Source organism: Flavobacterium sp. Root186 (assembly GCF_001428525.1).
Classification (GTDB): Bacteria; Bacteroidota; Bacteroidia; order Flavobacteriales; family Flavobacteriaceae; genus Flavobacterium.
Map to the genome: position 1 here is coordinate 102483 of NZ_LMHW01000001.1, position 12032 is coordinate 114514.

Here is a 12032-nt window from a genome sequence, read left to right on the forward strand (position 1 = left end):
AAATTTAAATATCTTTGGTCATACTATGCAGGAAAAACTTCGGGAACATATAGAAAAAATAGTAAAGCTGACAGATGAAGAGTTTTCATTTGTCAGCCAGCATTTTATCACCAAAAAATTCAAAAAACATCAATTTTTAATTCAGGAAAGCGATGATGTAAAATATGCTTATTTTATAATTTCGGGACTTTTAAAATTGGTTTACACAGATGAATCTCTAAAGCAGCATATTGTTTCCTTTGCCATGGAAGACTGGTGGGAAAGCGATTATTATGCTTATTTTACCCAAACCAAGGCCACCATGTCTTTAGAATGTTTAGAAGATACAGAAGTGCTTTGTTTTACGCTCGATGATTATAAAGATCTATGCGATAATTCCCCAAAAATGCTGCGTTTTTTTCTGGAGAAAGCCAACTTTGGCTTTCTGGCCTCACAGCGGCGTATTCTTTACTGGATGACTTCTAATCCAAAAGAACGTTATGAACAGCTTTTAAAACAATATCCATCTCTTTTTCAGCGCGTTCCTAAAAGCCTTATTGCTTCATATTTAGGAGTCTCGCGCGAAACCTTAAGCCGTTTGTCGTCGTAAATGTGACATTTCGCACTTTATATTCGTGACAAATGTCAAGATCTGTTTCCACAAGTTATTTTCAATTTTGCAGTATAAATTTTAAACTGTAATCGTGAAAACAACAACAAAACTTTTAGGATTATTATTAATCATAACAATGCCGCTATTGGCACAAACTAAAAAAGGAAATCAAATGGAAAAAAGAGTTATCAATCCGTGGAAATGGCAAAATGAGCGTAGTTATAACCAGGCAGTTGAAGTAAAAAATCCGCAGGGAACATTATATGTTTCAGGACAAACTGCAATAAACGCCGACGGAATTTCAAGCAATGAAAACATGGAATCGCAGTTAAAACTGGCCATTCAAAATCTGGAACAAGTAATCACCGAAGCTGGTTACGAATGCAGCGGTATCGTGAGATTAACTATTTACACAACGGCAACTTCTGAGCTTTGGCCTCACTTCAATATTCTACAGGAATGGATTGCCAAACACAACATTCAGCAGGCCACAACTTTGATGGAAGTAAAAAGCCTTTTTGAAACCGTTAAAGTAGAATTGGAAGCAACGGTTGTTAAGTAAGGTTCTGAGATGCTGAGATGCTAAGGTTCTAAGATACTGAGGAACTAAGGGACTAAGGTGCTGAGAGGCTAAGATTTTTTCTAAAACCTTTGAACCTTTGTATCTTTGTATCTTTGAACCTAAAAAAAACTTAGAACCTTAGCATCTCAGCACCTTAGCCCCTTCTAAAGAAACTCTCCCTCCTTAACCTTAAAAGCCCAAGAAGCCATAGCATTGATAACCGGCATTAAGCCTTGTCCGGCATTGGTAAGTCTGTAAGTTACAAACGGTGGTACGACTGGTTTTGCTTCTCTAATGACAATCCCGTCTGCTTCTAATTGTTTTAAATGCTGAATAAGCATTTTTTCTGTAATTGCCGGAATTGCTCTTTTTAACTCGCTATAACGTTTATCTCCATTTGATAAATGATACACAATAATAGGTTTCCAGTAACCTCCAATTTTTTCCATTACAAATGTAACAGGACATGTGTCAAGTGCATACTGCTTGTTTTCCTGAATGGTAGATGATTCTTTAATTGCTGTCATAATACATACTATAGGGTAAGTACTTGTATAAAAGTAAGTACAAAGATACCTTTGTAACTGTAATAAAAAAAATTATATATATGAAAATTATAGTAACAGGTTCTTTAGGGAACATAGGAAAACCATTAACTACTAAACTTGTCGCTGCGGGTCACGACGTAACCGTAATAAGCAGCAATGCCGACAGAAAAACAGCAATCGAAAATCTTGGTGCAAAAGCAGCAGTAGGTTCTGTAAGCGATGCAGCCTTTTTGTTAGAAACATTAAAAGGTGCAGATGCCATTTTTGCCATGACACCGCCAAATTTAGGCGGAGCAAATGTAATCGCCAATACAGCAGGAGCCGGAAAATCTTTTGCAAAAGCAATTGAAGAAGCCAAAGTAAAAAGAGTAGTAATGTTAAGCAGTATTGGTGCTCATTTACCATCTGGAACCGGGCCAATTGCAGGACTTCATAAAATAGAAGAAATATATAATGAATTAAATACTTCTGTAACTTTTTTACGAGCAGGTTTCTTCTTTACTAATTTTTACAATGATGTTCCGTTGGTTAAAGGAGTCGGAATTATTGGTTCTAATTATCCATCAGATATAAAAATTCCTTTTGTGCATCCTGAAGATATTGCACAGGCTGTTGCCGAAGAATTACAGCACAGTCCGGCAGGAAAAAATATCCGATATATTATCAGCGATGTCCGTACTCCGGGTGAAGCTGCAAAAGTTTTGGGAGCTGCAATTGCAAAACCAGAATTACCGTGGGTAGCATTTACAGATGAACAAGCTCTTGAAGGAATGGCACAAGCCGGAATACCTGAAGAAATTGCTAAACTTTATGCTGAAATGGGAACTGGTTTAAGAAGCGGAAAAATCATTGAACATTTCATATCAAGCAATGCTTCTGTTGACGGGAAAATAAAACTGGAAGATTTTGCAAAAGAATTTGCAACAAAATTCTAATTAGAAAATAAAAAAGGATTGTTTCGACTTTTGAAACAATCCTTTTTTATTTATATCTTCTTTGTTCTGTAGGAACATTTCATTGGTAGAAAAATTATATTGTTGTTATGGTTTACGTTCCGTAGGAACGTTTGATTTTGACATTTTTTTCAATCTAACATCTCAAACGTTCCTACGGAACATAAAATGTGGCTGACACTATTTTTTTCTACCAACGAAACATTCCTATGGAATGATAACACATTTTTAAAAAATGAAAACCTAAGTTTTAGTTTTTATTAAAACAAAATAATTACAATAAAGAGGCTTTTTCAAATTTCGCTCAACGATTAATACATAACATTTTTAGGAAATTCAAATTAATCGGGATTAGCCAATACTTTATACAGCTCCGCATTTGAAATGTAAAACTGATTTTCAATGCTAATTTGAGACAATTTTGCGCTCACCAGATTATTCTCTCTCGAATTAAGTAAGAAGATCGAGCTTTCGCCAAAAGAAAACAACTTCTCTTCAGAATTCAGCATCGTTACATAATCTTTTACTAAATTGTCAATTACATTTTTCTGCCTTTTTAAAGAAGCTATTTCCGTTTGCTGGGCTTTTATTTTGTTTTTAAGCTCCAGTCTCTGCTGTTCAATATCAAACTTTAGATCCTGAATTTTAAGTTTTGCCATTTTCAGGCTTCCCCGCTCCTTTCTCAAAAAAATCGGAATGCTGAAATCTATATTGAATTTATAATCATCGGCATTAAACGAATCAAAATAAGAAGGCTCAGAAATATAATTATAACCCACATTTAATTTTGGAAGCAGTGAATTTGCTTTCAATTGTCTGTTCACTTCCAGCATCGACATTTTAGTTTCTAAAGCCTGAATTTTAGGATGCGAGTCCAGTGTCTCTACATTTACCATCATGGCGTCTGTTTTTAGGGTTTCTTCTAAAGTCAGAATCAAATTTTCTTCCGGTTTCACCATATCTCCCAATTCAACAGGCACATTTTCAAGCCATAAATAATTAGAAAGATATAGTTTCGCTTTTGCTAATTTCAAATTTCCGTTTTCAACATTTAATTCTCTGTTTCGAACCGTAATTCCGGCTTCAACGCTGTCAATTGCCGGAGCATCACCAAGTTCGATTAGTTTTTTTACACCTGTAAAACGTGTGCTTGCAAAACCAAGATATCGTTTATAAAGTTCTGCTTCATTGTAGCTTTTTCTCCATTCAAAATAAGCTTCGCTTGCTTTATATAAAACCTCAATCGCTCTTAGTTTTCGTTGTGCATCGCTTAATTTTAACTGCAGTTTTCCTTCTCTCACATCAGCCATTCTTTGGTTTATAAACATTCCCTGCCCCAGCGCCACGCTGACTCCCAAAGAAGTTAATCCATTATCCGGTGTACGATTCTGCGGATTATAATATTGTCCGTCCGTATCGTCAAAACCGGCTTTAATTTCAATTCCGTACCAGGTTGGGACTTTAAAACTGCTGTTTAAAAGCGAATAATATTCTGTTCCTTTAAACTCTTTTTTATTGTAATCCACTTCAATTTTCGGATCAAAACCGCCACGTGCCAGCATTAACGCTGCCTGCGCATTACTAATTTCAAGATTTGCCTGTTTTACCAGCGGATGGTATTTTTTTACATATCCTAAGTATTCGCTGTAACTCAATTCTTCCTTATTAAAATCCTGGCCATAAATTGTGGTAAAACCGAATAAAAACAAAAGAGAAAACAGTCGAACTATCGTCTTAAATTTATTTTTTGTCTTTCCCATTTTTTGCCTCCTTTTCATCTGACTTATAATAATTTGGCGGAAATCCATTTAAGTTTCGCCATATTTCATACCAAACCGAAACCGTTTCTAATAAAGCAATACTCTGTGCTCCTGCTCCAATACTCAATTCTTTTGGCCATTTTTCATCCTTATTTCCGTCGGGAGAAATCAAAACCCTGTATTTTCCATTGGCACTAATAAAATTTTCAATCGCCACTACTTTGCCGCCAAAAGTTCCGTAGGATAATCCCGGCCATCCTGAAAATACAATTCTTGGCCATCCGTCAAACCAAACACGAACTTTTGCACCGCGATGCACCAATGGAAGATCGATAGGATCTACATAAGTTTCTACCGCAATATCATAACTTGCCGGCATAATACTGATAATTGGCGTTCCCTCTTTAATTGTCTCGCCAAGTCCGGCCAGTAAAGCTCGGTTTACATATCCGCTTTGCGGAGCCGTGATATAATACAAACCATTTCTAATACTGTAGTTTACATATTGATTTTCCAGTTTATTTACCTGAGCTTTTGTATCATATTGTGTGCTTAAAGCCGTGAATTTATCACTTCTTGATTTGGATATCTTTTCAGAATATTCAGCCGTGATACGGTTTATTTCTACTCTTGCATTTATCAATTCGTTTTTACTGCTCAAAAGTTTGTTTTGCTGTGTAATAATATACGCCTCAGATTCCTGAAGTTTTAATCGTTTTTGCTCCACATCTGTAAGCGGTTTTAAACCTTCTTTATTAAGTGCGGTTGAACGATCAAACTGTGTTTTTGCGATTCTTAACTGTGTTTTTACCGCTTCAAGATCCATACTGTCACTTTTAATTTTCAGCTGGGCTTGTTTTATTTTATTTTGGGCCTGCTGCAGTTTCAATTCTCTTTCTGTGTTAAGCGACTGCGCCTGAACGTTTAGCGAACTTACTTTATCAGCATACGATTCTACTGCCATTTTTTTGGCATCCACCTGATCTTTTGTATTGCCAACCAAATTGGGATCTAAATAATCTTCTTTCGTTTCAGAAATAAACAAAATCGTATCTCCTTTTTTCACATAATCCCCTTCCTGCACATACCATTTTTCGATTCTTCCGGCAATGGCATTATGGACAGTCTGTGGTCTTTGGTCTGGTTTTAAAGTTGTTACAGAACCACTTCCTGAAATATTTTGTGTCCACGGAAGAAAAAGACAGGCAATGCAGAAAATTAAAAATCCAACAATTACCCGATTTAAAATTTTATAGTGCGGTCTGCGCGCAACGGCGGTAATCGATTTGTATTTTCCCGGCGTTATAAGTACGTTATTATCTTTAGATATATTAAGCATGATTAAAGCTTTATGTCGTTAATAATTTTTCCATCATCAATCGTAATCATACGGTTACATTTGTTCTTCCATACATCATTTTTAGAAGTAACAATCACCGTCCAGTCATTTTCTTCGGCAAGTAAAAAATCAACAATTTTACCCGACGTTAGTTCGTCCATTTTATCAACCGGATCTTCAAGGAATAATATATTAGGTTTGGTTACAATACTTCGGGCCAAAAGAATCTTTTGCACATCTGAAGCCGAAAGTTCGCGTCCGCCCGGATGAATCTGATGTTCCAGTCCGTTAGGAAAAGTTTTAATATAAGGCGTTAAACACACATTATCTAAAGCCCATTTTAAATCGTCATTATTGATGGTTTCATTTCCAAAAAGAATATTTTCCTTAATCGTTCCCTCAAAAAGCGTATCGCCTTGTAAAAGCGTTCCGGATTGTGCTCTGTAACTGTCTTCGTCTAAACGGTTCATGAAATTATCTGTTACATACATAGCGCCGCCTTCTGGCTCAAGCAGTCCGGCCAATAAGCGTAATAAAGTACTTTTTCCGGCACCGTTTGTTCCTCTTAAAATGATCTTTTCGCCCTGATTTATTTTCAGGTTAATATTTTTAAGCGATTTTTTATTGTGTTCCGGATAATTGTAAGCAATACTTTCTGTTTCGATTGTAATTCCGGTTTCGGTTACAGCAGAGGTTTTAGGAATGCAGGCAATTTCCATATCGGTAACCTGACCAATTTTTTCTAAAGATGTCAATACATCGTAAAAAGATTCTAATCCGAAGATTATTTTTTCTACAGAATTGATCAGCAATACAATAACAATTTCAGCTGCCACAAACTGCCCAATGTTCATTTGATGGTGAATTACCAGAAAACCACCAATCGACAAAAGGGCAGCAGTAACAATTACTTTAAAAATAGTCAGCTGAATGTATTGTTTTTTCATTACCTGAAAGTGCTTTTCACGGTAATTGACATAATGACTCACATAGCCGTCATTTCTGTCTAAAGCATAGTCGAAACCGCCTTTTCTGCGGAAACTTTCACGATTACGGGCAATTTCCTGAAGCCAGGCCGCCACTTTATATTTAAATTTTGATTCGTTAAGACTTGTTTCTAAACCATCTTTATAAGAAAATTTAAAAATGATATACAGAATAACAATAAACAAAAGTCCGATTACGGTAAAAAAGGAATGGTATAAAACCAGCAAAATAATACCCAGACCAACCTGTAGAAAGGCAGTACAAAAATCGAGTAAAAGTTTTGCCGTTCCTTTTTGAACCATAAGTGTATCAAAAAATCGATTTGCTTTTTCAGGTGCATATTCAGAATACATTTCTTTAAATTTAATTAAAGGCAGTCTGTAAGCAAATTCAAAAGACGAACGCACAAAGATTCGCTGCTGCAGATTTTCTACGATTCGCAGCTGCAGAATGGTTAAAATTCCGCCAAAGCCAACTCCAATTGTAACCAGAAAAACCAATACAATCCAGGAAACACTAAGCTGTCCGCTTTGAATAAAATTAATAATTGCCTGAATTCCTAAAGGCAGAGAAAGATTTACCAAACCCGCAAAAGCTGCGTAAAATATAATTTGGTATACGTCGCGTTTGTCTAAGGCGAGTAAATTGTAAAAACGTTTTAAAGGTGTCATGATTTATATATAAATACAACATTAATAGATAGATTATATACGGCAAATACCATATTAAGGATTACAAAATTTTTCATAATCCAATCAGAATTAATAATTTATATAATAAATCGAGGAGGCGGTAAATGAATTTTACCATGAAACCCAAACGAAAAAATCGGGTTGTCTATGTAGTTTTTTCCTTTTAGGTCATTTTGAAAATAAAATCCCGGTATTGAGGCATCTAAAGGAACCAGATATTCTAATAACGGAATGCCTTTTGCAAGTTTTGTTGTTTTAGTATCTTTTGCTTCGTAATCATCCAGTTCTTCGGGAATTCCGTCGCACTTGAAGATTTTCTTTAAAAGATTACATGTTATACCTTTAACAGAATGATTTTCAGTATTTTCTTTTATAATTCGGCTGAAAGTTCCAGAGACATTAATACTGCTCATTAAAAAATAGCCGATTAGTAACGCCTGAAGGCATTTACATAAAAGGCTATTTTTAATTCTGTTAAGCATTGCAAAAAAATAATTTCGGGGTGCAAGTTAAAACTAAATTTTCGTCGCTACATTAGAATAACATTAGAATTCAAATTATTATCAGACATTGATTTCACTGACTTTCTTACTAATAAAATCATAAAAAAAGCGGCTCAAACGGCCGCTTTGTATTTTTATATTTTAATGAGTTTTTAGTCCCATTTATTACTTTTTGAAGTTGCAAATTTTCCTCCTCCGGTAAAAAACAAAGCAATTGCCGTAAAGAAATATAACCCTAGAAGTTCCAGTTCCCAGCCTCCGTGATCGCTAATTTTAAAAATATCCTGACTGTGTGCCATTAAAACTGCAACTAAACAGTTGAAAGCTAAAATCAAAGCAGCAATTCTGGTTCTAAAACCAATTATAATTAAGATTGGTGCCAAAATTTCGCCTATGATAACGCCATAAGCAAAGAAACCCGGAAGTCCTTTTTCAACAAGCATTCCGCTGATGAAATCTAATCCGCCTTTAAATTTTGAAATACCATGCAAAAGCATTAAAAATCCAATTGTAATACGAAGTATTAACAAACCAAAATCGTTGTTTTTTCTCATTTTTAAATAATTAGGTTAATAAAACAATTCAGTATTTCATACCAAATAATATTGAGTATGATAGCTGCTAAGAGTAAAAATAGTAAAATTATATTGGGAAGCAACTTTTGCTGTTTTTAAAGTTTTTTGAAAAATATTTTTCATAAATGAATAAACGTTCATTTATTATTATATCTTTGCAGAGTCAATTCAATAAAATCCTTTTCATTTTGAGAACAAGAGATATTAATAAAGAAGAATTAGTTAAAGAGAAAACTATAGAAATGATTGTAAAGTATGGCATCGAAGGCTTTACAATGAACAAACTTGCGAAAGAGTGCGGGATTTCTGTAGCGACGCTTTATATCTATTATGCTGACAAAGAAGATCTGATTAAAAAAATTGGAACTGAAATGGGCACCTACTTCTTTAAAAGTTCGCTTAAAGATTTCTCGCCAGAAATGCCTTTTGTAGAAGGTCTAGCAAAGCAATGGGAAAACCGATCAGAGTTTATGCTGAAAAACACTGATAAAATTGCCTGCTGGGAAATTCTCCAAAATTCTAATTATGGTGAACATATCGTTAACGAAAGTTTGATGGAACTCAAAGAAATCATGACGAAGTTTTTGCATCGGGCAATTGAAAGAAAAGAAATAGTACCCGTATCAAAGGAGGTATTCTGGAGTATTGCTTATGGCCCGCTGTACAACTTGCTGCGTTTTCATGAAAAAGGTAAAGGACTTGGAGGTAGCACTCCATTTCAATTAACAAATGAAATACAACAAGAAGCTTTTAGACTCGTGATAAAGGCATTAACACCTTAAATTTTATGTTATGAATGTATTGATATTCGCCACTAATATAAAAACAGAGACAAGTAAAAACAAAATCGCAACATTTTTAAATGCAAACAAATCTATCCTGCAATGGACTATTGATCAGGAAGATATTGATTGTGTATTGAGAATTATAAGCGAAAAACTAAACGCAGCTCAAATTATTGACTTATTGAATTTTCACAATTTTGACTGCAAAGAACTACAATAATTATATGAACGAAAAACAAACTATCGCACCCAGTTTTAATGGCTATCAAAAACTGGTTATATTTCTTTTAGCCATGACACAATTTACGGTTGTGCTTGATTTTATGGTAATGTCGCCGCTTGGGGATATTATGATTAAAACCTTAAATATTACGGCTTCTCAATTTGGTATTGCCGTTTCTGCTTATGCTTTTAGTGCCGGAATTTCGGGATTGCTTACAGCTGGTTTTGCAGATAAATTTGATCGAAAAAAATTGTTACTTTTCTTTTACATCGGGTTCACAATCGGGACTTTATTCTGCGCCTTGGCACCTACCTTTTTTTTGTTAGTTGCTGCAAGAGTTTTTACCGGATTATTTGGAGGTGTAATTGGTTCTGTCTCTCTTGCTATTGTAGCTGATTTATTCAGCCTGCAGCAAAGAGGAAAAGTAATGGGATTTATACAAATGGGATTTGGTGTTAGTCAGGTTCTTGGAATTCCAATTGGTTTATACATTGCAAATGCATGGGGATGGCATGTTCCGTTTTTATGGATTGCGGCTATGGCTGCCATTATTACGATAATTTTATATGTAAAATTAAAACCTGTTACGGAGCATTTACAGTTGAAGCAGGAAAAAACAGCCTTGATGCATTTGTATCATACTATTGCTAAAAAGAATTATCAGGTTGGTTTTTTAGCTACTGCCCTGCTTTCTATTGGAGGATTTATGATGATGCCTTTCGGAAGTGCGTTTGCGATCAACAACCTTAAAGTAACGAATGAGCAGCTGCCTTTATTATTCATGATTACCGGAATTGCAACTTTAATTACAATGCCATTTATTGGTAAACTTAGTGATAGGGTAAATAAATTTAAAATCTTTGCATTTGCTACCGTATCTGCCGTGATTCTAATCAATATTTATTCTCATTTTGGCCCAACTCCATTCTATATTGTATTGCTTATCAACGTTTTTATGATGGCAACAATTATGAGCAGAATGGTTCCGTCAACGACTTTAACGTCTGCAATTCCTGATCCGCAGGATCGTGGTGCTTTTATGAGTATTAATTCCTCTTTGCAACAAATGGCCGGAGGCTTTGGTGCTGTAATTGCGGGATTAATTATTTATCAAAAAGACAGTTATGCACCGTTAGAACATTATGACATTTTAGCAATGACTGCTTCCGGAATTATGTTACTTACTATCTTTTTAGTATTTAGAGTAAGTAAAATTGTGGACACTAAAACGAATAAACTTTAACCTGAATTTTATTCTTCAGGATTAAACAAATCCTTAAATAGTAAAGAGCTGCCTCTAAATTCGAGGCAGCTCTTTTAGTATAAATATTTTGTTTGTTTTTAGTGACTTATTGGTCTCTTTTTGATATCCGATTTATGATTCCATAGGAATGTTTCGTAGGTAGAAAAAAATAAAGATGAGCCACAATTGCGTTCCGTAGGAACGTTTGATAGGTCGGATTATTAAAAAACAATGCGAAAATCAAACATTCCTACGGAACGCAAACCGTTATAAAAATATAATTTTCTACCAATGAAATGTTCTTACAGAACAAGCAAATATGTAAAATAATATAAAGGCTGTCTCGACTTTTGAGACAGCCTTTTTTTATGCTTATAACGTATCAGAATAAAAACTCATTTTACAGCCGATACTAATTAGAAAAAGCATAGAAAACTCAATTTCAATATGTTATAATCTTTAAGCTTATGTTAATATTTCAAACTTTTAACAACTAATCTAACATTATAAAAGTTTTAGTACCAAAAATTATCTCTTTTGTGACATAAAATCTTACTCCTGTGTCAATTTATCAATAGCCTTTTTATATCTCCAGTAATTTTAATAGAAAAAACAAGGCTCAATATCAAAACTAATACTACTGTGTCGAAGCAAAGTAACGCTACTAATACTTACGCTTCAAAACTTGCGGAAACAGCCAATTGTACAAGCTTGTCTTTACTTCTGGAGGAATCATCGCATCTATACTCAAGGTACAAGGTTAGCATATTGGACTTAAACATGTTATCAAAAAATCAATTAACAAAAACAATGTTTAACCCTTTAATTCCCAAAAAACTAACACCATGGAACCTAATTCCCAAACAAAACTCTTTTTAGAGGTTTCGGCGCTTCTAACCGGTTTCAGTAAAACTGAACTCAAAGCCACCGGAATGCTGGAAACCTATTACAACACGATCCAGAAAAACACGGACAAACAAGACATCGATTATTTCTTTCTTGATGTTCATGTGCTTTTAAATGACAAATCCAAAAAAAACATTGAGGCTGCTTTAGCCTCACAATTTATGGCTGCTTCAGCTTACAACGGATTGGCAAAAAACATCATTATCCTTTGGTATACCGGAAACTGGGGAAGCGAAGTAATTTCATCAGCTTCTTATATTCAAGGGCTTATGTGGAATGCCGCACATACACATCCGCCGGGTGCAAAACAACCTGGTTACGGCTCATGGGCAGAACGTCCGCTTACAGTAAAAAATTCATAACA

General features: G+C 34.8%; 13 protein-coding genes. 7 read left to right on the top strand and 6 right to left on the bottom strand.

Translation table 11 applies throughout. The features are described from left to right. The first annotated feature begins 25 nt into the window (after positions 1–25). Both ASD98_RS00365 and ASD98_RS00370 read left to right on the top strand, forming a co-directional pair. Complete coding sequence (locus ASD98_RS00365) at positions 26–589, top strand: Crp/Fnr family transcriptional regulator (RefSeq protein ID WP_056198510.1); 564 nt, start codon at positions 26–28, stop codon at positions 587–589. A 175-nt stretch (positions 590–764) separates the two neighbouring features. Continuing rightward, on the top strand, positions 765–1154 hold the full coding sequence (locus ASD98_RS00370) for a RidA family protein (protein WP_056199589.1): 390 nt from the start codon (positions 765–767) through the stop codon (positions 1152–1154). 164 nt (positions 1155–1318) lie between these two features. On the opposite strand, the gene ASD98_RS00375 is transcribed toward ASD98_RS00370, so the two are convergent. Further along, positions 1319–1681 (bottom strand): helix-turn-helix domain-containing protein, encoded by a 363-nt coding sequence (locus tag ASD98_RS00375; RefSeq protein WP_056198512.1) that lies wholly within the window; start codon positions 1679–1681, stop codon positions 1319–1321. An 80-nt stretch (positions 1682–1761) separates the two neighbouring features. On the opposite strand from ASD98_RS00375, the gene ASD98_RS00380 reads away from it, so the two are divergent. Next, entirely contained in the window at positions 1762–2637 is an 876-nt protein-coding gene (locus tag ASD98_RS00380) for an NAD(P)H-binding protein (protein WP_056198515.1), read from the top strand. A 359-nt stretch (positions 2638–2996) separates the two neighbouring features. On the opposite strand, the gene ASD98_RS00385 is transcribed toward ASD98_RS00380, so the two are convergent. The 5 genes from ASD98_RS00385 to ASD98_RS00405 form a co-directional block, all read right to left on the bottom strand. After that, the gene (locus ASD98_RS00385; RefSeq protein WP_056198517.1) at positions 2997–4415 is read right to left on the bottom strand and encodes a TolC family protein; all 1419 of its coding nucleotides are present in this window, start codon (positions 4413–4415) and stop codon (positions 2997–2999) included. Further along, entirely contained in the window at positions 4396–5754 is a 1359-nt protein-coding gene (locus ASD98_RS00390; protein WP_056198520.1) for an HlyD family secretion protein, read from the bottom strand. Before ASD98_RS00390 ends, ASD98_RS00385 begins: the two co-directional genes overlap by 20 nt. A gap of 2 nt (positions 5755–5756) precedes the next feature. After that, the gene (locus tag ASD98_RS00395; protein ID WP_056198522.1) at positions 5757–7412 is read right to left on the bottom strand and encodes a peptidase domain-containing ABC transporter; all 1656 of its coding nucleotides are present in this window, start codon (positions 7410–7412) and stop codon (positions 5757–5759) included. Between the two features lie 98 nt (positions 7413–7510). Next, entirely contained in the window at positions 7511–7846 is a 336-nt protein-coding gene (locus tag ASD98_RS00400) for a hypothetical protein (protein ID WP_242412045.1), read from the bottom strand. 242 nt (positions 7847–8088) lie between these two features. Continuing rightward, positions 8089–8490, bottom strand: a complete 402-nt coding sequence (locus ASD98_RS00405) for a DoxX family protein (RefSeq protein ID WP_056198528.1) — start codon at positions 8488–8490, stop codon at positions 8089–8091. 209 nt (positions 8491–8699) lie between these two features. Here ASD98_RS00405 and ASD98_RS00410 point away from each other — a divergent pair, with 209 nt between their 5' ends. The 4 genes from ASD98_RS00410 to ASD98_RS00425 all read left to right on the top strand — a co-directional run bounded on the left by ASD98_RS00410 (position 8700) and on the right by ASD98_RS00425 (position 12030). Beyond that, positions 8700–9293: a TetR/AcrR family transcriptional regulator gene (locus ASD98_RS00410; protein ID WP_056199592.1), complete on the top strand. Its 594-nt coding sequence runs from the start codon at positions 8700–8702 to the stop codon at positions 9291–9293. Positions 9294–9303: 10 nt separating this feature from the next. Beyond that, a complete protein-coding gene (locus ASD98_RS00415) occupies positions 9304–9516 on the top strand; it encodes a hypothetical protein (protein ID WP_056198533.1) in 213 nt (70 codons plus the stop codon). 4 nt (positions 9517–9520) lie between these two features. After that, complete coding sequence (locus ASD98_RS00420; protein ID WP_056198536.1) at positions 9521–10762, top strand: MFS transporter; 1242 nt, start codon at positions 9521–9523, stop codon at positions 10760–10762. 845 nt (positions 10763–11607) lie between these two features. Beyond that, complete coding sequence (locus ASD98_RS00425; protein ID WP_056198539.1) at positions 11608–12030, top strand: sugar dehydrogenase complex small subunit; 423 nt, start codon at positions 11608–11610, stop codon at positions 12028–12030. The last annotated feature ends 2 nt before the right edge of the window (positions 12031–12032 follow it).